At 42.7% G+C, this 27,000-nt stretch carries 14 protein-coding genes; 11 read left to right on the top strand and 3 right to left on the bottom strand.

What is annotated here, in order from left to right:
• The first annotated feature begins 12 nt into the window (after nt 1-12).
• From FU659_RS12750 to FU659_RS12735, 4 genes are all read left to right on the top strand, one after another.
• A complete protein-coding gene (locus FU659_RS12750; protein ID WP_147947936.1) occupies nt 13-3,495 on the top strand; it encodes a 5'-nucleotidase C-terminal domain-containing protein in 3,483 nt (1,160 codons plus the stop codon).
• Between the two features lie 1,211 nt (nt 3,496-4,706).
• The gene (locus FU659_RS12745) at nt 4,707-5,819 is read left to right on the top strand and encodes an SPFH domain-containing protein (RefSeq protein ID WP_147947935.1); all 1,113 of its coding nucleotides are present in this window, start codon (nt 4,707-4,709) and stop codon (nt 5,817-5,819) included.
• A gap of 85 nt (nt 5,820-5,904) precedes the next feature.
• Nucleotides 5,905-6,879, top strand: coding sequence for a TFIIB-type zinc ribbon-containing protein (locus tag FU659_RS12740; protein ID WP_261807803.1), 975 nt, complete (start codon nt 5,905-5,907; stop codon nt 6,877-6,879).
• A 417-nt stretch (nt 6,880-7,296) separates the two neighbouring features.
• The gene (locus FU659_RS12735) at nt 7,297-7,839 is read left to right on the top strand and encodes a DUF3231 family protein (RefSeq protein WP_147947934.1); all 543 of its coding nucleotides are present in this window, start codon (nt 7,297-7,299) and stop codon (nt 7,837-7,839) included.
• A 157-nt stretch (nt 7,840-7,996) separates the two neighbouring features.
• Here FU659_RS12735 and FU659_RS12730 read toward each other — a convergent pair whose 3' ends face one another.
• A complete protein-coding gene (locus tag FU659_RS12730) occupies nt 7,997-8,782 on the bottom strand; it encodes an FAD-dependent oxidoreductase (protein WP_147947933.1) in 786 nt (261 codons plus the stop codon).
• Nucleotides 8,739-9,113, bottom strand: a complete 375-nt coding sequence (locus FU659_RS12725; RefSeq protein ID WP_187274120.1) for an FAD-dependent oxidoreductase — start codon at nt 9,111-9,113, stop codon at nt 8,739-8,741. The genes FU659_RS12730 and FU659_RS12725 overlap by 44 nt, the downstream gene beginning before the upstream one ends.
• A 533-nt stretch (nt 9,114-9,646) precedes the next feature.
• On the opposite strand from FU659_RS12725, the gene FU659_RS12720 reads away from it, so the two are divergent.
• The 4 genes from FU659_RS12720 to FU659_RS12705 all read left to right on the top strand — a co-directional run bounded on the left by FU659_RS12720 (nt 9,647) and on the right by FU659_RS12705 (nt 16,484).
• Entirely contained in the window at nt 9,647-10,882 is a 1,236-nt protein-coding gene (locus tag FU659_RS12720; RefSeq protein ID WP_222708536.1) for an S-layer homology domain-containing protein, read from the top strand.
• 137 nt (nt 10,883-11,019) lie between these two features.
• A complete protein-coding gene (locus FU659_RS12715; protein WP_147947930.1) occupies nt 11,020-13,437 on the top strand; it encodes an Ig-like domain-containing protein in 2,418 nt (805 codons plus the stop codon).
• 267 nt (nt 13,438-13,704) lie between these two features.
• Nucleotides 13,705-14,946, top strand: coding sequence for a hypothetical protein (locus FU659_RS12710; protein ID WP_147947929.1), 1,242 nt, complete (start codon nt 13,705-13,707; stop codon nt 14,944-14,946).
• 332 nt (nt 14,947-15,278) lie between these two features.
• Nucleotides 15,279-16,484: a hypothetical protein gene (locus tag FU659_RS12705; RefSeq protein ID WP_147947928.1), complete on the top strand. Its 1,206-nt coding sequence runs from the start codon at nt 15,279-15,281 to the stop codon at nt 16,482-16,484.
• A 574-nt stretch (nt 16,485-17,058) separates the two neighbouring features.
• Here the strand turns inward: FU659_RS12705 and FU659_RS12700 are convergent.
• Nucleotides 17,059-18,537, bottom strand: a complete 1,479-nt coding sequence (locus tag FU659_RS12700; RefSeq protein ID WP_147947927.1) for an alpha/beta hydrolase — start codon at nt 18,535-18,537, stop codon at nt 17,059-17,061.
• 122 nt (nt 18,538-18,659) lie between these two features.
• Between FU659_RS12700 and FU659_RS12695 the strand changes: the two genes are divergently transcribed.
• From FU659_RS12695 to FU659_RS12685, 3 genes are all read left to right on the top strand, one after another.
• Nucleotides 18,660-21,758 carry a hypothetical protein gene (locus FU659_RS12695; protein ID WP_147947926.1) on the top strand — a complete coding sequence of 1,033 codons (3,099 nt, stop codon included), beginning with the start codon at nt 18,660-18,662 and terminating at the stop codon, nt 21,756-21,758.
• A 50-nt stretch (nt 21,759-21,808) separates the two neighbouring features.
• On the top strand, nt 21,809-26,131 hold the full coding sequence (locus tag FU659_RS12690) for a carboxypeptidase regulatory-like domain-containing protein (protein ID WP_147947925.1): 4,323 nt from the start codon (nt 21,809-21,811) through the stop codon (nt 26,129-26,131).
• Between the two features lie 280 nt (nt 26,132-26,411).
• On the top strand, nt 26,412-26,876 hold the full coding sequence (locus tag FU659_RS12685) for a hypothetical protein (protein ID WP_147947924.1): 465 nt from the start codon (nt 26,412-26,414) through the stop codon (nt 26,874-26,876).
• Nucleotides 26,877-27,000: the final 124 nt, after the last annotated feature.

The following is a 27,000-nucleotide window of genomic DNA, read 5'->3' as shown; positions in this document are numbered from 1 at the left end:
GTTAACTAACGGATGAGAAACAGTAAAAGTTACAAATTGGTTTCAAAAGCTTTGATCAGTACGATGCTGGCATCGGTCGTAGCTGCTCCGTTTGCTAGTTTGTCGCTTGCCGAGACGGCTATTTCTTACAAAGATCTGGAGGGATCTTACGCCCAGAAAGAGATTGTTGCTTTAACCGGGGCGGGAATTTTGTCAGGTGACGGCTCGGGATTGTTTAATCCCAATGAACAAATGACACGTGCCCAGCTTGCAAAAGTACTTGTAAAGGCTATGAATCTTCCGGAGGAGTCGGCTCCAGCTACCTTCAAGGACGTGCCTAAAGATTCTTGGTATAACCCTTACGTCGGTGCACTTGTTAAAAAGGGGATCACTCAGGGAACTTCCTTAGAGACATTCTCTCCCGATGGACAAGTTAGTAGAGAGCAAATGGCCGTCTTTTTCATTCGTGCACTAGGAATTCAAGACAATGCCAAAAAGCTGGCGGCAAGTCCGCTTCCTTTCACAGATGCTGCAAGCATCTCGAGCTGGGCTAAAGGCGAGGTTGCACTCGCATTTAACATTGGCCTGATTTCTGGCGTACAAAATTCGGACAACACCATTTCGTTTAGTCCATCCAAGCCTGCGGAACGGCAAGCTTTAGCTAAGCTGACTTATCAGTTCGTACAGAATAAAGCAGATCTTGTTAGTAAAGCAGAACAAGTCGCGCCTAAAGAAGATAAAAAGGATTTGACGAAACCCGAACCGGGCAAACCTGTTGGAGAGACGACGACACCTTCAACTCCCTCAACTCCTTCAAATTCGGACCCCAGTTCAGAAAATAACAGCGCATCCCTTACCTTTTCAGGTAATTTTAGCGATCGTATTCCTACTCGCCTCGTAAATACATTGAACCGTACACAGGAAGACTTTAATGGCTCGCTTTCCGAGGTTTCTCCTGCGGTTGATCCAATCCTTGTAGCGCTTAATAATCCAGGGCTCTACAAATTAGCTGCACAATCCGATTCACCGGATAATTTACAGCTGTGGGCACAAGACAATACGGGCAACTGGTTTGACATTAATCATCTTTCTACAAGTATGTCGTCCGTCACCCATTCCGTTTACAATAATGTTTATGCGGTTACGGACAAACCGGGTACTTATAACGTAACTTTTAAAGCCTATAATTTGGGGGGACAACTCAGTAAAACGGAATCCAGAGCATTAAGTTTCCGTTCTCCAAAAGATCCGGTAAAAGTAAAACTATTAAGCTTCAATGACCTGCATGGTCAAATTGATCAATCCTTTAGCTTTAAAACAGTGGATGTTAACGGTGACGGAAGGTATATTTTAAACGGCGTTTATGGAGAAATGGACTATATGGCGGCTTATATGAAAAAGCGGGCCGCTGCTAATCCTAACACGCTATTGGTTCATGCCGGAGATGCGGTTGGAGGCAGTCCGCTCGTATCTTCTATGAACAAGGAAGAACCGACGGTAATGCTCATGAATTCAATGGGCTTTGATGTAGGAACCGTTGGTAACCATGAATTTGATAAAGGCACGACGGAAATGCTTCGCCTTATTAACGGTGGCGACGCAAGCTCTAAAGCGATTCCTGATTACATGGGTATGGGCTTCCCACTGATAGCGGCAAATGTAGTCGACAAAACTACCGGAAACCCTATCTTGCCTCCTTACGCTATTAAAAGTGTGGGCGGTGTCAAGATCGGTTTCATCGGAGTAGTCATTCAAAGTGCAGCCGGCATGATCTTGCCTAGCGGTATTGAATCGATTCGTTTTACAGATGAGGCAGCAGCGATTAATAAATATGTTGCAGAATTGAAGAAGCAGGGTATACGTTCCATTGTGGTATTGGCGCATATGGATGCAACACAAGACGCTAGCGGAGCCGTGACTGGACCGGCGGCCGATCTTGCCAATAAAGTCGATCCTGAGGTTGACGTGATCCTGGCCGGCCACAATCATAAAATCGTTAATGGCACTGTGAACGGAAAACTTATTTTTCAGGGTTATGAATACGGGAAAGCTATAGGCGATATCGACCTTGTTATTGATCCTGTAACCGGTGACGTGATCGAAAAATCAGCTGAAGTTGTGTTAGTCGATCAAGCAAAGATAGATCCGGATCCTCGAATTAAGGCTCAGCTTAATAGATTTAACGATACGGTAGTCGGATTGAAAACTGCCAAAGTTGGAGTTGCCGGAATCGATATGGTCGGCGGATATACTGTAACCAGCGATAATGCTCTTGGAAACCTTATCGCAGATAGTATGCGCGTTTCGATGAGTACAGATTTTGCGTTGATGAACGGCGGAGGCATTCGTCAGAATCTTAGTGCAGGCGACATCACAATGGGGCAGTTATTCACAATTCTTCCTTTTAACAACTTTGTAGTAAAGCTTGATATTACCGGAGAAGATCTCGTAGCCATTATTAACGGTCAGCTTTCTCCGAACTACGCAGCAGATTTCAGTATCAGCGGGTTTAAGTACACTTGGGATGTAGGAAGCCAGTCGGTAACCAGAATTACGTTGCCGGACGGAAAGCCGATTGACCCTAAGGAAAATTATACTATCGCAGTGAATAACTTTATGGCATCTTCCACGGGAAAAAGTTATTTAGAAATCGGTAAGCGAGGCAAAAATCCTTTTGTTGGTCCAGTGGATAGCACAGCACTTATCGATTATGTGAAGAGCTTCAATAACGAACCGATCTCCTATGTGTCTGAAGGCCGCGTCACTACAACGACAAGCAACATGACGCCAACAGTGGGCAGCAACGTTTATGTAAACAGTTTGCCGAAGGACTACGTGGTACGTCTTTATAACAATATCTCGGATACCAAATCAAATGCCTCGGCCACAGTACCAGTGAGCCAATTTGTAACACTTCCGCTTGACTCGGCAGTGACAGGACCTATCGCAATTACCGTATCTACAGGTGCAACTGCTACTGAAGGTTACAAGTACACGGTTTCCTTGGATACGTATCAGTTGAACCCGAACAACGTTACATTTGTTAGCCCCACTTCCGCTGCCAACTTTACGGTTAACGGGGTTCAGCCTGGTCAAGTCGTTCGAGTGTATGCAAGTCCATTTGACTTGGCTCCTATAAGTACGCTGACCGTTGCAGGCGGTCAAAATTCAGTAAGCTTTACAAATCTTCCTGTTACAGGAAGTACCGTTTATATTACACTTGCGACTCATGCATCCTCGGCAGAAGGCCAACGTACACCGGCCGGCTACGCGGCAAGCATTCAGTTAAACAAATACAGTAATACATTAACTGCTGGTGGGGCAACATTCCAATTGTCCGTTACGGGTACTATACCAGCCAATCCGATCAACAAGACAGTAACTTGGGAATCCAACAATCCGGCGGTTGCCACTGTAGATTCGAGTGGTGTTGTAACGCCGATTAGTAAAGGAACGGCTATCATTTTTGTCTATGTTAATGGCAGATTCAATTATTGCACAATAACCGTAAACTAATTAGCAAATAGGATTAGAGACCTGACACAAGCTGTCGGGTCTCTTTTTTGAACTCTCAGGCCAGATTAAGCGGGTCTCTTTGTTTACGAGTTTTTCGTTAGGATATAAAATTTCCGGGGCTCAAGTCTGCTGATATATTGGAAAGTTTCAATGTCATCCCCCCATCCTCTAACCCCCATATATCAATTCCACAACATGGACCTTTAGGATAACTTCTACATGCTTTTCGTAGACGATTACCTTTTCCACATAGCTGGCGATGAGTTTCTTGATTTTAGGGAAGTCTCGGTTTGCAAGGTGGGTTCCCATCTGAGAAAGCAGTTGTCGCAGAGAATCCTCTGTGATGGCTGCTTTTTCTTATACAATTGTAGCCATTAGCAGGCTTTGATCTAACTGTAGCTTTTACTGCTCCATCGGCTTCTTTCGATATGCTTCTCTATTTTATTGTAGGAAATATTCCCATTTACTGTAATGTGGTTATTAGAAAACATCGTAGTGGGGGACCACATGAAAGAGATTATATGTTTTTTGTTGGATTCATACTGTTTGGAGCGATTTCTGGCGTGATGCAGCCTAGCAAGAAGAGAAAATGGAAGAGTTCATCCAAAAGAAGAGCCCTCGGAAAAAGGCTATTGCCAACCCTCAAAGATCATCAAAGGCATGCAGGCCCGATGAGATATTGCTAACACGACCTTTCGAAGATTTGAATGGAGCGGAATTTGAGCGACTGCTTGTTCTTATCAGCATTGCTGGATGATGAAATAGTAATGCTGCGGATTTGCAGAAAATTGCTGCGGATCTGCTATGCACAGCAACGAAGGAAATTAGAAATTCCCAAGTGATAATTGCACATAGGGCGGCTAGTGGCATTCCACAAGTCCGATAACGAACCCCTTTATAAATAATCATGAAACTACCAGATTTGAACGACTACTCGGTGACATCAAGACTATGAATGCACCTCGTATATGCCTGTTTAACGATATTTTCTGACAGGAATTCGACACTCCTCGCTTCACCATGAAAGCCCCGCTCTCATAAGGACGGGGCTTTGTTATGCCCTAATATTGTAGAGGGATTATAGACGAATTGTCTACGAATTGGAATAGGGTATATAGGTATATATACCTTATTCCGAGTTTTTACCGTATAATGAAAATTATTGAAAAACGATAACGCGATGAAGAAAAGATCCGATTGGAGGATGAACGATGGGACTGTTTTCATTTATTAAAGGTCAGTTTATTGAAGTCATCGAGTGGATGGAAGATACGGATTCGATCGTGTATCATTTCCCCGCATACGACAACGCAATTAAGATGGGAGCACAGCTGACGGTGCGTGAAGGGCAGGCGGCGATCTTCGTAAACGAAGGACAAATCGCTGATGTGTTCGGCCCAGGCAAATACGAGCTGAGCACGCAGAATATGCCGGTGCTGACGGCGCTCAAATCGTGGAAGTATGCCTTCAACTCCCCGTTTAAAGCGGATGTGTATTTCGTCAATACGACCAATATCACTGATCAGAAATGGGGCACGACGAACCCGGTCATTATGCGCGACAAGGAATTCGGAATGGTGCGCGCCCGCGGCTTCGGGAATTATTCGTTTAAGGTGAAAGATCCCGCTGTGTTTATGAGAGAAATTTTCGGTTCGCATGAGGAATTCAATTCAGGGCAAATATCCGGCTTCTTCAAAACGATGATCGTCTCGGGCGTAAGTGACCTGCTGGCCGAATCGGGCATCCCGATCATCGATCTGGCTACGCATTATGACGAGCTTAGTTCGCAAGCTGGCGCCAAGCTGCAGCCAAATTTTGCGGCGATTGGGCTTGCGCTGACCGGATTCTTCATAGAAAATATTTCCTTACCTGAAGAGGTCGAGAAGATGATCGACCGCAGATCTTCGATGAATATTGCTGGAAATCTTGATCAATACATGAAGTATCAAACCGCCGAATCGATCCGTGAAGCAGCCAACAACTCCAGCGGCGGATTGGCCGGAGCAGGGGCGGGGCTCGGTGCCGGCATGGCAATGGGACAAATGATTAACCAGATGATGACCGGAGGAGGGCAGCAGCCCATCTCGACCAATCCTGGCGGGGATGCCCAGGCTCACAATCCGAACCAGGCCCCAACCCCAACTGTTCCCGATCAAGACCGCAATATCGAGCTATGCGGCAAATGCAATCATCCGCTAAACGCGAACGACAAATTCTGTTCTGAGTGCGGAACTGCCCGCCCCGAGAACCGTATCTGCCATGAATGCGGAAGCGCGCTGACTCCGGGCGCGAAGTTCTGTTCCGGTTGCGGCACCAAATCGTAAAGGATGATTCGACATGGGAGCCAATAATCCAATACCGCCGCAAAATCAGACGGCTACCTTCCCGTGTCAGGGGTGCGGTGGCCAGATGCAGTTCGATACGGTCAGCCAAACGCTGAAATGCCGCTATTGCGGCAGCGAGAAGCCTATCGGAGACGGTACTGAAGAAGAAAAGCCGGAGGAACACGAACTCGATTTCGCCGACGAAGACGATTCTTCTTTGAAGGATTGGGGTACGGAACAACAGATGATCAAGTGCGGCAACTGTGGCGGCGAAATGCTGCTGCCTGCGAGCCAAACCGCGGTCGTGTGCGGGTTCTGCGGATCTCCGAAGGTGATGCCGCAGGGTAATCCAGGGAGCATCCGTCCGGAGTCCGTCATTCCGTTCCATATCTCTCGGGACCAAGCCACCCAAGCTTTCAACGCCTGGCGCAAAGAAAGGTGGTTCATCCCGAACGAATTCAAGAAACGGTCCGTCAATTCCAATCTGAACGGTATCTACGTGCCGTTCTGGACGTTCGACACCGATACGGATTCATCATATAAGGCGGAGGTTGGCGTCCACCACTATCGGCAGGAGACGCGCACCCGCGTCGTCGACGGCAGGACCGAAACATATACGGAAACGGTCCAATACACAGTATGGCACTGGACCAAGGGGACATACGGGCAATTTTACGACGATATGCTCATCCCAGCCTCTGGACAATACGACAGCGAACTGCTGCACAAGCTGAACGACTTCAAGCTCGACCAGCTTGTCTCTTATAAGCCTGAGTATTTGAGCGGGTTTATTGCTGAGCGCTATACCGTCTCCCTCCAGGAGGGCTGGAACCAGGCGAAGTCCCACGTAGACGTCCAACTGGAAAGCGAGATCCGGAGAAAGATTGGCGGAGATGAAATACGCAACCTGGATATCCGCACGAGATACTTCGACCGGACATACAAGCACATATTATTGCCAGTGTGGAATGCGACATACATGTACAAAAATAAAACGTACCGCTATATGGTGAACGGAGAGACGGGGAGTGTTACCGGCGGCGTTCCACTAAGTCCTTGAAAATCCTGCTGTTTACTTTGTTCTGTATTCTGGTTGTCGTAGTTATCATCTATATGTTCGTCCAACAGGGGTAGAATACGTTTGGATTTATATAGTTTTCCCGCACTTCCTTACAAATGAAGAAGCACCCGCGAGGGTGCTTTTTTTCTCGGAAAGATAGGATATTCCTCTGAAGGCGTTGGAGATTCATAACCTCCGAAGGCAATTTTCCCATAGAAACTGTAAAGTCATTTTTATTCATTCGCTTTAGCATTGGCCTCCGATAAGAATACTCAAATGATTGATCTTCTTGCAACTGCATTATGCACTTGTCCGATGAAATATGTCCTCGCGTTATGTTAGAACTATTATCCAAAACAGAAGCTAATAAAATATAGGCTTGTGGGTACTATAACTAGCAAAAAGGGAGCTGCGAACATGAATATCTTGGAAGTACTTGATGATGCAATTAAGCCGTTTCTGGATGGCGAAAAGCCGCCTTTAAATGTTGGAGAAGTCATGAATCTCTGGTTTTATTTGACGGCGACGGAACAAACAATGCGTGGTGAACAGGTGTCTTTTAATATTACTCAGGATCTGGAACTTAAGGAAAAGCTGCAAGAAGTTATTAACGATGTTCATCGTCCGATATTTAACGAATTAACTGAGTTTTTGAAAGCAGAAGGGGTACCGTTCTCAGAGCCATCGCCGGATAAACCGATTGGAGATTTCCGGAATATGCCGGAGGGCTCCAGATTATCAGATGAGGAAATTGCAAGTCTTCTCAGTTTCAATATTGTACTGGGCATGAATTATGCTTGTCGGGGGCTGACTGAAGCGGTTAGGCCGGATGTAGCTGCCATGTTTGCCAAGTTTCAGATGAAGAAGCTGATTTACGCAATAACTTTAAAAGATCTATTATTGAGAAAAGGGTGGTTAAAAGCACCCCCTTATTTTAAATTGGAAGCATCCGTAAAGTAAGTTTAGGGATGCTTCCACAGCACTTTAATCTATATAGTTCACTGTGAGGGAAAAAATAAGTCCATTTAGGCTTGTCTAATATGCTCATACGGGCCGAATTTAGTTTGTCCATGGAGAGAATTAATTCGATGCTCGCCTATTTTCTCGTTGAGACATCTTAGGAATTGTATGCTAAAACTTTCTCTTCCCAATCGACTCTGTATGAGTACATCCAGTCTGATGCCTTTGGATTTGCAAAGAGTTTCAGAAAGAAAGGCGTCGTAGTATCCCGGAACCACTGCTGGAAGGGACGAACCGCATGCTTGCCAGAATCGCCGCGCTGTCCCACGTCAAACATTTTGACGGTTCGCTCACGCCTCAAATGTCCGTAGGTGGCAAAGGCTTGCTCCAGATCGGGGATATCGCGCAAACATTTCGCCAGAACAATAGCATCCTCCAGTGCCATCGATGCTTCTTGCCCGGAGCTTGGAGAGATGGCATGCGCAGAATCGCCTAGCAAAGCTATAGGCCCCCTGTGCCAACTGGTAGGTTGTTTAGGCAACGCATAGGATGAAAAATAAGGGAAGGTGGTGTCTGCTTCCTGAATGATCTTTCGAATGAAAGGTTGATCGTCTTGATATAGCTCTAGCATCTGTCTTTTTCGTTCATCTTCGGTGATATCATCAAAAGCTCCCATGGCGGGCTCATTGGCTTCCGGCCAATTTGTAAACCAGTAAATATAGCCGGTTGGACTTACGTGATAACCGAAAAAAGCGCGTTTGCAAAAGATGAATTGAGTGGTCTGAGGCGAACTGGGAACTTCAACGCCTGTGGTGTAGCCTCCGCTATTGATTAGGCCGGTGTAGCTGGCGCCTTGGTATGCCGGATCGAGAATTTGACGTGTGCGTGAGTGGACGCCATCACAACCAATTAGTGATGCGTATTCCTTGACGTTCGGCTTCATCCGAAATGATATTGCCAAGGGGAACTCGCTTGATGAAGACGCTTTTGAGGCCACCTCCCGCTAATACTCCTCCGCCTAAACTTTTGCCTTTACTGTTCCCCATGAGCCATTTGCTTACTACGGAGCCTTCATCCAAAACGGCTTGATCAAGCCCGAGTTCCTGTAGTACAGCGAGACCATTGCAGGACAGTGAAAGTGAATAACCTTCTGATGACTTACGGGCTTCATAGATTTCCGCGTCAATTCCCACTCGTTTCAAAAACAGGGCCAACGCGGGACCAGCAATCCCGCATCCAATGATCAATGCTTTTTTCTTGTGTTTAGTCAGCATAAGAACTCTCCTTTTTAGATGGATAAGTTCGTAAATGCGGCTATACCCTATCATCCTCGATTGGGAACAGGCTATTCCTTACTATTTAGGAGTTTTGCCATATCGCGCAGCCATTGATCATCCCAAACTAGTGATCCACTTCGGCTTGTTATACTCCTTTTTTTGGTTTGAGCATTTTCTATCACCTTTTCGTGCTTTCATCGGTTTGTCTAAGAAGCTGCAGCAATTTAACAGACCAGTCACCTTACCCATTATCCTCAGCATCACGCGGCGGTGAATTGTGGATTAGCCAAGCCAGGGTTCACCTGCATCTATTAAATCCACAACGGGAACACCTTATTTTACTGGAGGTGTTCTACCACGGGAGTCCTTTCACCACCAAATATGGGATATAGTACCTCAAGAGGCACTCTTTTTATTGATTAAACCAATATAAGGAAATATACTAAAGTTAGTAGGTTTAATTATTTATAAAATAAAACTATCAATACTAGTAGGAGTGATCAAACCCATTGTTTAAGAATCGGCTCTTAATGAATACTTGGTTAGTAATGACGCTATTTATCCTGATTCCTTTTGGACATATTTACGGAAATTCTGCTCAACTTAATGATATTAAGGGACATTGGGCTGAAGGGAATCTACAGGAATGGTTGGATAAAGGAATCGTAGCGGGATATCCGGATGGTACCTTTCGACCGGACCAAGTCATATCCAGAGGAGAATTTGTAGCACTTGTAAATAGAGCATTTCATTACTCCGATAAGGGGTCCATTAGCTTCAAAGATATAGAACCAACGGATTGGGTATACATAGAGGTGCAAAAAGCTATTGCGCATGGCTATATTGATGGATTTAACGACAATACCTTTCGTCCCAATGAACAAATCACCAGACAAGAAACAGCTGTGATCCTCTCGAAAATATTGAATCTGAAAGATGCAGCAATGGAAACTTCGACCTCTTTTGAAGATTCCAATCTTATCCCGTCCTGGAGTATCTCTGCAATAAATAATATGGCCAATAAAGGAATTATGACTACATATCCGGATGGAATGTTCCAACCACAGCGTCAGATGACACGTGCAGAATCTGTAGCGACTATTCAAAGAACGTTAGCGGCAAGTAAGGTGGTCTACGAAAAAGCAGGTGTCTATGGCGAGCTTACTAAAAGTACTTTGCAAACTAATGTGGTCATCCAATCAGCTAATATTACTCTTCAGAACATGCATATATTGGGGGATCTGATTTTGGCAGAGGGGATTGGAGATGGTGATGCATATCTAGATCGGGTACAGGTAGATGGCGTTACTCGTATTGAAGGTGGTGGCATGAATAGTATCCATATCCAGAATAGCCAAATTGGAAAGCTGATAATAAATAGGCAAGAAAGTGCTGTTAGAGTTGTAGCGGAGGGTGAAACCGTTATTCGGGAAACTCAAGTTCTATCCAGCGCAATCATCGAAGAAAGTAATTTGTCAGGAGAGGGCTTTGTTGATGTAGCCGTACTCCCCGAGACAGACAAAAAAAGGGATATCACACTCGCTGGTGACTTTAATAAATTTAGCTTGAACGCTAATGTGGATGAACTCAAGATTCGTTCTGGGAAAATCAAAAACTTATACATTGAAAAGGAACTGAAGATAAGAAGCATTATTTTGGAGAAGAATGTAATCGTCCAGAAACTTGACTTAAGAAGCAAAACGACGATAACGGGTGAAGGTCAAATCCAAGAATCGCTTCTGTCAGACGATGCAAAGGTTCATTAATATTAGCCTCGGTTCCATTTATCGGAGGAGGAGGAGGGCCTATTGGCGGTGGTGTACCTGGAGGAGGCGCTAATCCGGGACCAGGAAGTGCGGCACCAGCCGTCACAAGCATCAATGCGATCAATGGAAAGATTGAAGTGCTTTTCGACAAGGCTTTGGCGGGACTCCCTGAGGCTTCAAACTTTACTGTGTTAAGAAAGGTCAATAATGGCGTTTTTCAGAAAACGGAAGTTAAACGGATCGGCTTAAAGCAAGGTAATCAAGCAGTGGAATTGACGGTCGAATCCATCGGCAACAGCGATGAAGATCAGGCGGTCATCTATTCCGTATCGTACAAGAATGCGGCTTCAGCGTTATCCCAACCATTTACGGTAAATAAACGCAATACCATTGTAAAAGGCTCCTTGCTTTATTTGAGGTATACCGATCCGACACCGATTGGTATATACAACATGACGATTTATTTGGACGGAGTTAGTGGAACGGAAGAACATTATACGAATAAAACTGTCCTTGGAGGAAGCTTTACATTCGATAATGTCTCCCCCGGCAATTATAAGATTAATGTGTATTTGGGTCTAACAAGATATTCTACGAATGAATTTATTGTAGAAGCGGGACAACCGATCACGTTGCCAGATTTGATTATCAAAGAAGATACGCCAGTGCCAGATGTTGTGCAGAATATATATGCAGATCTTGGTTATATGAACGGTAGTTTCCTGAATTTGAATGAGCCGTTCTCAGTTAAAGTGGAATTGGAGGATGGGACTATACTCCATACACCGGGCAAGTTTAATATGTTTTTCAGCGTTAATTTGTTAGAAAATAATCCGAATTTGGTATTGAGTGGGGGTGACATTTTGTATGTCACTCTATACGCGGACAGCGGATGGAAGAGTAAGAGGTTTGAGGTGAACGTTGTTGAAAGACCGAAAACCAAGTCCCCAACCGTAACGAGCGTTGTTTATGACGATACTAGGTACCTTAAGGGCACGGTTGAAGATTGGTCGAACGAAATCGATGTCACCAAAGCGGATGGGACCTTGATTGGCCGATCCCATAATCATCTCGGAACTATCCTTGATGTATATCTGTTTGAGAACGCTCAGTTAAGAGTCGGAGAACAAATATTAGTGTATGCGCAGGCTGAGGGGAAGAGAAAAAGTGATCCCACCTCTGTTACCGTGGTATCGCCGACCGTTGTTACTCCGTCGCCTACGGTAACAGGTGTGGTCTATGAAGGTGTTCTCAGCATTTCCGGAAAAGCGGAAGAGGGCGCGATCATTATTGTTAAACGGGCTGACGGGAGTATAATCGGTGAAGGGAAAGCGGGATATCAGTATTTGGACGTTAATTTTAATGTATCCTTATTATCGCCAACCATCGCAGGAGAAATTCTACACGTCTCAGCTAAAGGATATGAGAAGGTCGTAAGTGGACCTGTCCAAGTAGCGGTTCAGACGAGGCCAGTTACTGCCACCCCCGCGATAACGGGGGAAGTTTATAGTGATTATGATACAATACAAGCTACTGTCTTCCCCTATCTCAATGTGAGTGTAGATCTATATATCAAAGATATGAGTGGCAAGATTCTTGCGAGCGGATATTCCTTTAATGGGTCAGGCACCTTGTACAATTTGCATCTCCTCCCTAATATGCAGTACCAGTTGACTGCGAAGGCGACAGGGATGAAGGAAAGTTTACCATTCTTATTCACAACGATCGCACCTACGGTCAAAACTGCTGTCCCTATAATTACCGCGCCAGTCTATGCGGATGCAAACTATAAATTGCCTGGATTAACAGAGCCTTTTGCAACACTGTACTACTACTATGAAGATGGTACGTTAATATATAGTTATCCAGCGAATGAGCGGGGTGAGTTCACTTTTTCGTTGCCATCTTTCCCTCCCATGCAACCTGGCCAGAAGCTGAAAATCCAAGCTTATGCGAGAGGTAAATTAATAAGTGATGAGCTTGTGCTTACTGCAATAGCACCAGTTGTGAAGTCCAGCATGCCGACCGTTACTGGACAAGTTTATGGCTATACGAATGCACTCAAGGGGGTGGCTGCCCCAAGTTCAATAATTTACGCCTATCACGAAGATGGAAGTGTCATTTATACAGGGGTCTACTCAGATATGAATACGGGTCAATGGTCGATCTTGCTAGCCTTTTCCGTTCTGCGAGGCGGAGAGAAAATTTATCTCACTGCCCATGAGGCAGGCAAACTGACAAGCGATCGTCAATATATCACTATCCAATCTGCACCAACAAAATCAGTTGCACCGATAGTCACCAGTACTCTTAATGCACAGTCTAAGTATCTTAGGGGGACTTATAGCGGGCCTGATATAGTTAACCATATGAGTTCCATCATTTTGCTTGTCAATAACATGAATCAAGAGGTTGGCGTGAGTTATGTCGCTAGCGATGGGTCCTTCTCCATTGATTTATCGACTATGAAATTAGTAAACGGCCAAACTTTTCAAGTAATTGCGAAAGAGAACCTAAAAGAAGCCAGCGATCCCGTTGTTATAACAGTGAATTAGCAGGCTCGATATGGTTTTTAGCCAACTCTACTATGTAAATCCACAACTGTAAGAGGTTGTGGATTTCTACTGTCGTCGCTAAATGCACACTACATCCGCTCAAGGGTACGTAAACTTTTCAAACAATTATGAAGATACTTGTGTCATTAGAAAAATAACTATTCCGAAACTTCGTGTTGTTGTATGATGGAAAATAATGTGTTTGAGGGCTTTGGTATGAAAATTTGAGAGCAACTCTCATAAGGAAAAGGTGTTGGTTTGATTTCTATGTTAGCAAATATAGTAGATTACTTACAAAATGTATTGAATCTAAATTTATCTCCTTTAGGCATCATAAAGGCAATTATTATTTTCTTATTGGGCTATTATATCAAGAAAATGTATGATGGCATTCATAGTTATCATCTAAAACGCTTTAAATCAAAGGGAGTTAGGAAAAAATTAAACAAACAACTGGCGGCTAATAGTGCTAGTACCCTTGGGAAGTTGAATATCCTTACTTTAGGCAATGCTAATCCTTATGATTCCAAGAACGGCATCAATATAGTACTTTCAAAAAAGAGCTTATACGTTGGCTTTCCTGAAGATTTGAAAAAAGATTTATATAAAAGCTTTCATAAAGAAGATATTGCCGAAGAATTTGTTATGAACACGGACTCATCTTTCGACGGAGGTAATTCGTTCTCAGATATTGCAATGACTACAGAAATATTTAACTTACCTGATCTTATCAATAAGCATAGAAAAATTGTTGCAAGGCATTTTATTGAAAAAAGTAACGGCTGTCATTTTAATAAGGCAAAACTAGGAGTATTCAAGATAAATACGCACAGCAGACACGGTGATAATGAAAATCCAGTTATAAATATGGAATTATATCGTACCGATTATTTTACACATAAGGTATTTAGATCGATCTATAAAGAACTAAGTTCTAGTGGGCATCCTATATCGCAAGTAAATGACGATTTGGAATTACAAAAATACAATTCGTTTACGACGTCATTTGGAGTTAATTCTTTGGTTATTTTGAAGTATGAGCATGAAGTTAAAGACTATATACTTACTAAAAGATCAACTAACGCGACCGAAGTTAACTCTAGGAATCAATATAATATCTCGATGCTCGAGGGTCTAACGGATACGGATAAGGATAACGCTGATAAAATTGATCTTAGAAAATGTGTTGAAAGAGGTTTGTGTGAAGAACTAGGCATAGAGGATATAAATTCTTATGAGTCTACAATCGGATTCTATGATGTATTTTTAGAAAGGAATTTCCTTGAGCTTGGTATTACTTGTGCTGTTGAAATAAGTAATATGAGTTTTCAGGAGTTGCAACACAAAGCTGAGTATGCGAAGGATAGGGCATTAGAGATATCTGAAATGGTCAAAATTACGAATGATAAAAAGGTGTTGAGTGAATTCTTAAGCAAGAGTGAATTTAAGCAACAGGCCTTATTTACTTTACAGAGAATATGCGCAAGGCAAGGAATAAAGATAGAATAGATGAATAATTCCATTTGAATACGTTCCGGTGAATTGTGGAATTGCGACATATCGGTTCGGTATTTGAACTCGTGTCCAGATAAAACCACAATCTATAAACAGGACAGAGGTTCGCTACGCTCAAACAGTTCGGCCTGGAAGATGTTATTAATTGAGTTAGTACCGTTTAGATGCGTCTTGGTAGTGCATTTATAACGGTATTTTTGCTTTCAAGGGTATGAGGAGACTAGTCACGTTGTTATTCTTGTGGTTATCGGGAGTAACGATACTCATTGATAATCATCTGGTTTATACTGGAAGCATGTGGTTGAGAAATTAGGGGGATATGGCGAATGAGCAGTGGACTAAAGAATTATGTGGATTTTTGGAAGGAAGTTTATGAAAGTCCATTTCCGATGAATGCAGTGAGAGAGGTTGACGGCGAGTTCCCTCCTGGAATGGTAGAAGAAATGAGGCAAATGGCTACCTTGTACCCGGAACCATACTATGGTCCGTTTCATGAAGATATAAAAAATGATCTTCTTCTCCTTCTTATGAATCCTGGTGAGGTTAATGAACCTAGAGAATACTTAGACCACTGGAATCCTCATATACAACAGCGGTATACATCATGGAATAGAGCAGATTATTTTAATGAATGTGGCCAGTTTGACAAGGAATGGATCTCTATCCCTGAAAATAAAAACATTTGTTCTCCGGATTGCCCACTTCATGTGCTTTCGAAGGTAGGTTGCAGATGGAGAAGGGTACGATATCGTGAAGCAAAACACGTTATAGGACTTCAGTTTGAACTACTCAATACGATGGAGTTTATTCCGTATCATTCCAAACGGTATAACGAGTTAGGGAAGTTCTCAGAGTGGGTAATGTCTCGAAAGACAACACACATGTCCTATGAAGCGCTTTACGATATTGCTGTTAACCATCGCACGAAATATATCATCGGTATAAATTCAGCATGGCTCGATATTTTTAATTCTTACGGTCACCGGCCCTTAGAGGATATTTCAATACTTGATTCAACCGGTAACTTAAAGGGTCGTCTTGTTAAGTATCAGTTTACGAATAACTCTCTTCCGATCGTCATGCATTTGATATCTAGGACGGTTCGCTTGCCATTATATCCAAGAGTCATTAATGAGATCCTACGAATGCTCGGATTACCACAAGCAAAAGAGCAGGCTCCTGACGACCAGATTATAGATCGACTATCTTCTCAGACGATCTTGGTAAAGAGGAAGGCATCTAGTAGTACTGAAGAAAAAAAGAAATTTCTTAAACAGAATGATTTGGTTCGAATCAATAATGAAGACCTTATGATTAGTGATGTTCAAGAAAGAAAGAGCAACTATACAGAGTGGATGAAGACAATAAAAGCTGGAGATAAATTGGAAATTATTAAGAGCAATAACTCAAAAGAAATTGGAAAGGAGGTCATATTTATTAAATTTAAAGAAAATAACAACATTGTATTTATGAAGTCCAACGGAAAAACTGAGTATAATGCTAAACCTGATTGTTTCAAACCCAAGATGTAATGGAGTGATCAGGTCACGCAAGCTTGCCAAACAACAGCAGTTAGCAAATTGTGGATTTACCCAACCATGCCCTCACCGCTCAAGGGTTCAGTCCACGCGGACTGTTCGTACGAATCACTACTGGGCAATGAGAAAAGGATTGGAAAGCCTTAATTGGACCGTCTAATAAAACACCTACCAATCTTGTATTAATATTAAGATATTGGCTTTTGTTTATTTTCATATTTTCTCCTCCTATTGGATGACAAAAAATAGTAACTACACCAGTGGATACCTGTAGGGCGATATTTTCGGATAGGGGTGGAGGGAGCACGGTATTGGAGAATAATGCTTAGTGGGGAGCCTCATTCTATCTTAGGCGGATGGCAAGTAGGATGTTTGACAGAAAACTGGAGTGATATGGGGAATTTCATTACTTACAGGAAGTCATGGGAAACGAAACAAAAATGGGAGGGATCCCCAGACAATATCCAAAGTGCTCTATTATATAAGCTTAGGTTATACTGTCTTGGGGCAATACCAGAAAGCAAGCGAGCTATTCAACGCAAGTAAAGCATCTTGCTTGATTATCAGTTTAGTTCATGATAGCTTCTTTATTTTCTTGAAATTGATCATGATTAGGATGACGGCTGAGTTTTAAAGACATCATTTGACTGTGATTACTGAGCTTTGATCTGCTTTCCATCCACTGTGCCAATTGGCTTAATTGTTCTTCAATCCTTTCTCTAGTTCCCAATATCCAATCGTCAACATACCCAGATAAAATGTGGTTGGGGAGCTTCCTCCAAACTTGATAGATGCGAGATTCTTTGGTTTCTTCGTCTTGTTCTTGCACAGCCTCATCTAAGTCTTTTATTAATTCCAATAAATCACAACGGATTGTTCCCCTAATCGTTATGTGCTCGCGATCGATGTGAAGGAATTCAAACCGATCAGAGTGCTGCCCGAGCAATAATTTTAAATGGTTTAAACATACTCTTAAATAATTCTGAGCTTTTCGCAGCTCGCTATCTGGCCATAGGTCATCATATAATTGTTCTCGCGTTGTGTTGGGAGATAGCAGCAAGTAAAGCAATAGCTTCTTTGCTAATCGTTTGTTCCATCCGTCAGTGATTTCGATGCCATTCACAGATACTTGGAACTTATGCAACAACTGCACCTTAAGTATTTGTTTTACTTGAAATGTACGGTCAACCGTATGGATACCTTTATGAAGTGAATGCACCATGGGATCTGAGGTTATCGATGAAAAATCGGGCGCCTCTGGGACGGTGGAATCAATATGATTTTTTAGCCAATAGGCAGTCCATTCCGGTTGGTCTAAAAAAGTAAGATTAGATGCATTTGGAACAATAAAAAATCTGCCTTTTTCGATATAACTAGAGTTGATTGCAGAGATAACAGGGGTATAGACAGGGTCCTTTTCTCCGCTTAACATAAGTGTTGGCTGTGTGAGGCTTGCTAAATCATGAATAGTATTATTATCAGCAATTAATTTTAACAATTGAATATATGAGGAACTTGAGACATGGTGTAGGGCATCTCGAATTAAGGAATGGACATCTGGCCGTTTGTAATTAACGGTTAACGAAGGAATCAAATGCTCAACCAATTCTGTACGGTCTATGTTCTCGATTAAATGGGTTTGTTCTTCCATTTCGCGCTGTAAATAAGCACTCCGATTGAATCCGGATAAAGAGATCAGATTAAGTGATTCTATACGTTCAGGACAGTACAGAGCTATCTTTATCGCAAGATTGGCTCCGATTCCATGGCCTACTAAATGAAATTTATTAATTATAGACAGGTCAATAATTGAGATGACTTGTCTGCACAAGCTATTCCAAGTAATAGGGGAAGACGGTTCAGGCTCTAGCCCATGACCAGGAAGATTATAAACAATAATGTTGTATTTATTCGACAAATAGGACCATAAAGGCTCCCACAAAAAACTGTTTAACCCGATGCCATGAATGAAAATTACACTTGGTTTAGAACTGGTGTTATTGTGGTCAGAGGGGGATTGCTTAAGATATTCATTGGTGTGATTCATGGACACACTCCCTTTTCCATGACTAATGTACTAGGTGTAATGCTATTGTAATGCATTACCATATATAATGAATAGTGGTTATTGTCAGATTTTATCAAATCTTTAGGGAGGAAATAAATAGAATGAATATGAAGATTTCATTTCGATGGTTAAAGCTGGCGCTAGCCGTAGTTCTGCTGTTCGGAAGCGGGTTGCCAACCGTTTTGGCACAAACGCAGAATATTAACGGTATAGCAGCTACGGTAGAGGATGAGACAGGTAGGAATTTAAACGAGGCGCAGGTAGAACTTTATGAATACCGAAATGTAAGTTATAACGGACGAGAGGATGAATCTTACTACAATTCTACCAGGACGTATGTTACTTCACTTAAAAACGGCGAGTTTTTTATTCCGAATGCGTATTTGCTAAAAGGCAATATGTACGATTTGGTTGTGAAAGGAAAGTCGCTTTCATCAAACAGAGATATTGTCTACCATTACACCTTTAAAGGCGGAGACACATCTGTTTTGAATTTTACGAAGAATCAGTTGAAAGAACTGACTTTTACGCATCACCAAACCGGAACCACTGGCGATTTAGTAATTTTGGCCAAAAATGCGTTTAATTTCTCAACTGGCGGCAACTACAATTCAGCTTACAGTTACCCGTACTTCAACGTCAAATTTGATAATGCTAATAAAGCAACAGTTTTGTTGGCTTCGAATGTCGAAGCAGAAGCATATGCTTCGCTTAATAATTATGAGAGCCAAAAGAGTTACGCCTTTATGACGGTTGTTACACCGCTGGCCACTAGTGGACAGACTTTTAATATGGATAATGATTTGGTGAAAGTAACTTATCCTGCAGGCTACTCGGATGGATTTGTGAATGTTCGCACGCCAAGTTTACAAGCCCAATATACAGCGAAAGAAATGTTTGTAAGTAAAGGTTTTAAAGGCGGGGTCTCTTTTGGAGTTAGGGATGGTGACTGGGCGTACACTTTCTATAGGGACGGCATTACTTTCGATCAAGATATGTTGCTGCAGCTTGATAAAAATTTTCAAGGCTCTCCTTTTGCCTATAGAAGTTCTGTTTACCCAAGCCAAGAAATGTATAATTATTTTGATGCGAATTATAAGGACCGATACGGCAATGTATTGCAGTATGTGTATAAGATAAATTTTCAGTCTGCTTTCTCTACGAATACGGCATTGCTGGTGAATTCCGTGGACGCAAGCGGGAAGCAAGAACTTATCCCATTACCAGGTACTGGTCAAGGTACGGATGTTCAAGCAGCGACTGTTTCAACAACAGCCGGAGCGGAATCTTTATTTGAATATGATCTTAATGACAATGCAGGCAAGTTTGTGAAGAAAATTCAGACTGATTCGTTATATTATATCCCTCTTGGGAATGTTGCGGTAGGTACCTACAATCTGAAATTAGTTAAGCAAACAATTCCGAATACAAGCTTGCAGCTTAAATTGGAACACTCGATTCAGATACAAGACACGTATTTCAATGGGCCGAATCAGAATAAGATTCAAATTGAGATACCGCAAGATTATAAGCTTAGCTATATAGATACTGCCTCATTATGGAAAGAGGACGAAAATAATTCGTATCAAATGTATGTAAACCAGGAAGGTTCTTCTATTTTTATTGATAGTCAAATTATTACGCTAGACGATAAGTATGTATTACTTGTCGCCCTGAACTTAATGGATAGAGATGGAAGACAGATATCCTATCTCGTGAAACAAAAATATACGGGAAGACAGCTTTTAGATATGCAGTCAATACCGGTGCAGCAAAACTTGGTGAAAACTGAAATTACAACAAAAGGCAGTAAAGTCCAAAATATTGCCCAGGGTTTGATTAAAATTACCAGTAATGATTTAAAAGCTAAATTTACTTGGAGAATTCAGTTCACAAATGGATTTAATGAATCTCCTAAAGCTTATTTGTTAAGCGAGTCCGGCAACTATGATATTGCACTTGTCGGAGGAGACAATGAAGGCAACGGATATAATTACTCGAAAAAGGTCGAGATTCCGAAGCAACAAGTATTCGCAGTTGACTTCCAAAATTTAAACAATCAGCTTGTCTCCGTTGAGTTGAACAATAACGGTACTATTGTGCCATTCACAGGTTTCAATATATATAACAGTGATTATCAGTATGCTGTTTCTGCTGGTGGATTCTATAATCAGAAGTTTAATAGAATCTACACGACTCCGGGCACTTTTAATTTTAACTTTTTAGTAGAGCAAACAACAAAGGCTAACGAGACTCCATGGTTGTATATGATGGAGAGTGGTTATCGTACTGTTCAAGCAGCAACTGTGTTTTTATTTAACGGTGTCTTAGAGAATCCACAGTTTGGGGAAATTAACCAATATAATTACGATGCTGGGAATAAAGCAAGCTCAGTATCTGTAGCCAACGTCAATGCGGGTACGGGTGGTGGAGGTACTGGAGGTGGTGGACAAGTAGTTCTTAACGGCACACATCTACAAACATCCGTATTGGTTAAGAGCGGCGATCTTAAGCTGGTAAACGCATTCGTTATGAGAGAGAATGGATACCAAGCTAGATCGATCACGTATGAAAAGGCCCTTCCGTATGAGGGAGTTTTTGATCAATTTAACTATGTAGAAGGTACACTTACTCTTACGGATGCAGCAGGGAAGGCCATATATATAGGCAGTGTTCAATCGTTGAATTATATGTATGCCAACTTAAAAGACGTATACGGAAATTATCAACTGACATTCAATTATCCGATCGGTCCGAAAGAGGCGCTAACTGTTTCCAAACAGTTGACGATTGGTCAGGATCCGAACACGCCGCCAGGTAAGCCAAAACTGGAAGCGGCATATGCAGGCAAAGGAATTAAGTTAACTTGGGAGGCGGCGTCCGGCGCGTCTTACTATGATGTGTATGCGGCTGAGCAGGGTCAGCCGTTGGTGAAAATTAAAGGGAATGTAACGGGGACATCTTACGATTACACGGATGCGAAAGACGGTAAGAATTATGACCTTAAAGTTATAGCGGTTAATAGCAAAGGTCTGACGACCGAGTCCAATGTAGTCATGTTTGAAGTACCAGACTTAGGTGTATCGCAGCTGAACATTGGAATTGCTGGAATTCAAAGCTCAGCAGGATTTCTGAAGATCGGCAGCAATTTACCTATCGAGCTTATAGGCTCTACAGGTGATGGCATCAGTGCAAAGTAGTCGTTTCATATAAGAAGCTTGGAAGCAATGAAACATTTTCCGATGAACTTGTGCTTCAACGCGGCGAAGGCAAGTTTACAGGTACGTTCCAGATCAAAGAAGGCATAACAGATATCGACTCTGTCAAGGCCAATCTTATTAAAGAGGGCACTGACTTGAAATCAGCTGAGAAAGTACAACAGCTGAACAAGAAAGTCGGCGCAACCTTGAGCGGTAGGATCAAGCAGGGCGGAGTATCTGTAAAAGGGAATCCGCTTGTAGAGTTCATAATAAATGGCCAATATTTGCAAATTAACGCTGACAATGATGGTAACTTCACTTTGGCTGGCGTGCCTAAGGGCAATGGTAAGCTGAATGTGGTCAGTTCAGAGCGCTACCTTGATGTAGTTAACGAAGTTGCAACTGAATACGGTACGACCAAAGCAATGGGGGATATCAACCTGCCACTGCTCAAAAACGTGAAAGTTCGCCTACTAGATCAAGATTCGAAGCAGCCGGTAAACAAATCGCTGCGAGTCTCCATCTCCGGTCCAGCGAGCAAAGAAGGCTATATCGGGCAAGACGGTTATTTCATGACTTACTCTGGAGAATCAGAGCTAAAGCGCCTGAAACCAGGTGTCTATATGATATCCGTCATTGGGGAAGGGGAGTATGAAGGTCTGAAGGATTCATTCACAATTGATGAATCGACCGACTACTTGGTGAATCCGATCTCCATTTATGTTAAAAAGAAAATAAAAGAGATAGCTAATGCAACAATAGAACTGTTCATGCCGGAAGGCACTCAAACTAATCATCTTGATTCCTATTACATGTATAGCACGTCTGCTGCACAAGCTTTCGGTTGGGATGTAGGCTACAGTTATGGGTATAATCAAACGATGACGGTATCGGAACGTGTATATGTAACGAATCCGCAGCATGTGCTGGGTGGTGGTACGTCTACTACCGTTGCGGAACAAGTATATGGATATATGGGTAGATTCACCGTTTCGGGGCTTGCCGCGGCAAGTGACTATTCTTTCAATCTATCTCTACCTGGCTTCCAACCGCTGTACAAGTCGCCAGTATCCATCCATGCAGGCAATCAGATACTTCAGGTTGGACTGCAGCCTGCGGTCGTATACACGGGACGAATTGTTGGCACGAACGGTAATCCTATAGCAGGTGCGGATGTGTCAGCAAGCGCAGGTGGTACTTATACGTATGCACGTACGGATGCTGAAGGGCGATATACGTTGGATCGTTTGGCTGAATCGAATCAAGTACAATTGCAAGTACAGGCTATTGGATTTACGAATTATAATGAAACACAAACTGTTTCTAATCATCAATTACCAGATATTACACTGGAAAACGATAAGTTCATTCACGGTAAAGTGTTAGATAAAGATGGTATTCCTTTGAAGCATGTATACGTTTATGCGAATGGCAACAAAAATAACGGTTGGGCAAGAACAGATGACAATGGTTATTTTAAAATTCGCGGATTGTCTGCGGGAACCTACTCGATTAATGCAAATCTGTATGGCTATCCGAGCTATATGAAAGATTTCAACACAGACACAGTTGAAATCAGCATTGTTATGAAATCACAGAATAGCCAATTCTCCGGCGAAGGCAATAGCTTTGCTCCGTCTGTGACTACGGTCGTAAACGGTAAAGAAATGAGCTATCGTTTGAACTACAAAAACGGCAGTAATTCCTCGGCAAAAAGCACGGTGTGGAATTTCGATCTGCCTTCTAGCGTGAAGCTTGTCGATGATTCTGTAGAGCTGAATGGAAAAACTGTGCATGCAACTGGCGGGTCTCTGCTTCAATTGCCAGTAGGGGACATAGCTGCAGGGGCAAGCGGTACGATATCCTTTAAAGTTCTGGTCAATAAAGCCGACGAAGCTTCAATTCGAACCGTCGCTTATCCAGTTATCAATGGTAAGAAAGAAGAACCTACACAGATTGCAACAACAAGTGTTTTGTACGTGACCTTGAACGCTCCGGCAGTAACGGGAGATAAGAAAATTAAAGTATACGGTAATACGAAACCAGGTTCTACTGTCGAAATTTTCGCAGGCGCCGTTAGCTTGGGACGTGTAACAGCAGAAGGTCGTTGGTGGTATGCAGATGTTGTATTGCCTGTGTCTGCAAACACAACGGAAGCTGAGTACAAATTGACAGCGCATGTTGTTGAAAACGATCAAAACGAATCGTCAGAGATCACGACTGTGAAATATACGGCAGGCATACCAGGACTTGATGAAGCCTTGATTACTGCTGGTTGGAACGTGAATGTAAAGTTGAATCCGAAAATCTCGGTAGCAACATTAGCAATTACGGAGAAAACACCGATTCAAACGAAAGTCACGTTTAAAGAAGCTGTTGATGAAGCATCCATTGAATTTATCGGAAGCAAGTACTCCTTGACCAAAGCAGCCGACGGTAAAACGTTCACAGGCGAAGTGCCTTACGGTTGGAGCTCTTACGGGGAGCAAATGCTCATTCTGACTTATAAGAAGAATGGAGTTTCGGTTAGTATACCGTTGATGGAAGTTATTGTTTTGATCGACCCGTCTGGATATGTATTCGAAGGAAGCATGGAGAACCGTTTGCCGGGTGTAACGGCAGTTGTTCAACAGTATGATGGAAATACAAATCAATGGTCTGGCTGGGATGCTGAGAATTATGGGCAAATCAACCCGCAAACGACTGATGCGGAAGGTCGTTACGGTTGGGATGTGTTGAAAGGACAATGGCGGGTTCAGTTCAGCAAACAAGGGTTTGAAGATTATACGTCCCGTAAAGTAATTGTTCCACCTGCGGAAACAGAACTGAATGTACCGCTTGTACGCACATCGGTACCTCAAATTGTTTCTGTCACACCCGCGGATAACACTAATAATATCAGCGGAACTACAGATATTGAGATTGTATTTGATCGGCCGATGGATGAAGCAGGAATAGATGCCAGTACCATCAGTCTGGTGCAAGTACAGGGGAATCAAGAGACTCCAGTTAATGTTACTTTTGGTTACCAACATATGAAGAGCTATAAAGAGAATACCGATCCAACGTTGAAGAACAATCAATTGCTGGACGGGAATAACCAAAGCGGATGGTTTATAGCAGATGATACAAAAAAGCTGACCAAGAAGCTAACTCTAAAACCAAATACCGTTCTTGCTCAAGGGACCAAGTACAAAGTAAACATCAAAGGAAATTTCTTTGATTACAGTGGCAGCAATGTACTGGCAGTTAACAAAAGCTATACGTTTACTACAGCTTCGGTAACACCTCCACCCCCGGCGAATAATTGTTGCGGAGGCGGTGGCGGCGGTCCTTCCACCGCAGCTAACGAAGTTGACCTGGATTTTGTTGCTTTGTCAAAATTAGTAACGAATAATGAAGTGAAAGTCGTTCTTACGGATAAGCAGGATACACTGTTAGTGAGCTCTAACGTTTGGAACGTAATGCAATCCAGAGGTTATACGGTAAAATTGCAGCAAAAAGACGCATTTTTAACGATTCCGGTCAAAGCATTTTCACTGAAAGATGATGAGACATTGGCGCTAGCATTTAAGCCGTCCAATGCAGCTAATCTATCCGGATATAAAGTTTCAAGCTCCGTGATTCATGTAGAAGTTGCTAAGCAGAAGAATGGTAAAAAGGAAGAGGCTAACGCTTCTGTTCCTCTTACCTTAAGGCTCACAGCATCGCCTTCGAACGAGCCTTCATTGATTGGAGCCTATGAATTTGTTAACGGTAATCCGAAGTACCTTGGCAGAGCCTTAGATGTTGAGTTTAAAGCAACGGGAACATTTGGTTTAGCACAATTCGAGCGTTCGTTTACCGATCTGGATGACCACTGGGCGAAGCAAGATATTCGTTATCTGGTGTCACACCATATTGTAGACGGTGCGACGGATACTGCGTTTGACCCTTCGGGTACGACGACTCGCGGTCAGGTTGCTAAACTATTAGCCGAAATGCTGCAGCTCGAAAAGACAGACGCTAAGTCCACCTTTACAGACGTATCGGGAGACGCATGGTATGCAAGTTATGTAGCTTCTGTTGAAAAGGCGGGAATTTTCCAAGGTGCAAATGGTCAATTCCGTCCAGAAGCGGCAATCAGCCGTCAAGAGTTGGCTGTTGTCATCTCACGTCTTTTGAAGAAGCAAGACCAAGCAAAAGATAAAGATTTTGCGGATCAAACGCAGATTGCTGATTGGGCGCAGGTGGGTGTTGGCACTGCAGTGAAACTTGGTATCATCCAAGGGGATGATGCAGGCAAGTTCTTACCAGAAGCAAAAGCTACCCGTGCCGAAGCAGCTGCGATGGTTCGCCGCTTGATTCAAGTGTTGGATAAAGAAAATCAGTAATGTAGAAAAAGGCTTTTGGTACTAATCGAAATGGAAGGTATGCCACCGGCGGTGAATGTCATCGCAATGCGGCAAATTGTGGATGTATCAAGCCACGAATCACTTCCATAGAAAATAAAAAGCACCCTTACGGGTGCTTTTTATTTATATATGTGAATGAATTTCATAATTCAAAAGCCTTACCACACCTGAGTTTTTAAGATGCAAAAAAAGGAGTGCCTCCCCAAATCTCGAAGTGTTTAGTACCCCTACTAGACACTGAGAGAAGGTTGGACTCCCGATGTATAGTATTCGCCAAGCAGAGCTATTTTCCTTGCATGAACTATTAGAAATGTCACCCAAAGATACGTACACCTTGGTATTTGAGACACTCGACATCATGACAAAACCCAACCAGATCACGATCGATTATAAAGAAAATAGCAATAAGGATTTTCCTTACACTGATCAGGATAAAAAAATAAGTGTATCCATAACAGGTGCTGATCAAACTCCAAGGGAAACATATGTGTCCGGTCAAGTTCAATTAAATGGAGCATTATATGTACGAAATAATGTCGCCTTCACCACTGATATAACCTTGAAAAATGGAACCACAGTACCAACCATAAATGCTTATGCCATGGATATCGGAAAAGATGAACTGAAATCCTTTAAAGCTAAAGGGAGTGGATACTACAACTTAGCTGATATTGCTAAAGCAGAGATTAAAATTGTGGAGATATCCGAATATAAATCAAAGTGAGATAAAATAAGAGCAGGCTCCTTAATACACTGGTACCCACAGTCTGGACACTTTGAAAAAGTGTTCAGACTGTGGGTACCTTTTTTTGTATACTAGAGTAAGCACCGGAGGGGATTACATCATG

The sequence above is a fragment of the Paenibacillus sp. N3.4 genome, assembly GCF_008017805.1.
Lineage (GTDB): Bacteria > Bacillota > Bacilli > Paenibacillales > NBRC-103111 > Paenibacillus_E.
The sequence above is the reverse complement of the archived record's forward strand: the minus strand, read 5'-3'. Positions and strand labels throughout refer to the sequence as shown.

Bases quoted from the DNA above. Each gene is read 5' to 3' on its own strand.
- FU659_RS12750 (WP_147947936.1), top strand. From the start codon at position 13: ATGAGAAACAGTAAAAGTTACAAATTGGTTTCAAAAGCTTTGATCAGT.
- FU659_RS12745 (WP_147947935.1), top strand. From the start codon at position 4,707: ATGGGACTGTTTTCATTTATTAAAGGTCAGTTTATTGAAGTCATCGAG.
- FU659_RS12740 (WP_261807803.1), top strand. From the start codon at position 5,905: ATGCAGTTCGATACGGTCAGCCAAACGCTGAAATGCCGCTATTGCGGC.
- FU659_RS12735 (WP_147947934.1), top strand. From the start codon at position 7,297: ATGAATATCTTGGAAGTACTTGATGATGCAATTAAGCCGTTTCTGGAT.
- FU659_RS12730 (WP_147947933.1), bottom strand. From the start codon at position 8,782: ATGAAGCCGAACGTCAAGGAATACGCATCACTAATTGGTTGTGATGGC.
- FU659_RS12725 (WP_187274120.1), bottom strand. From the start codon at position 9,113: ATGCTGACTAAACACAAGAAAAAAGCATTGATCATTGGATGCGGGATT.
- FU659_RS12720 (WP_222708536.1), top strand. From the start codon at position 9,647: ATGAATACTTGGTTAGTAATGACGCTATTTATCCTGATTCCTTTTGGA.
- FU659_RS12710 (WP_147947929.1), top strand. From the start codon at position 13,705: ATGTTAGCAAATATAGTAGATTACTTACAAAATGTATTGAATCTAAAT.
- FU659_RS12705 (WP_147947928.1), top strand. From the start codon at position 15,279: ATGAGCAGTGGACTAAAGAATTATGTGGATTTTTGGAAGGAAGTTTAT.
- FU659_RS12700 (WP_147947927.1), bottom strand. From the start codon at position 18,537: ATGAATCACACCAATGAATATCTTAAGCAATCCCCCTCTGACCACAAT.
- FU659_RS12695 (WP_147947926.1), top strand. From the start codon at position 18,660: ATGAATATGAAGATTTCATTTCGATGGTTAAAGCTGGCGCTAGCCGTA.
- FU659_RS12685 (WP_147947924.1), top strand. From the start codon at position 26,412: ATGTATAGTATTCGCCAAGCAGAGCTATTTTCCTTGCATGAACTATTA.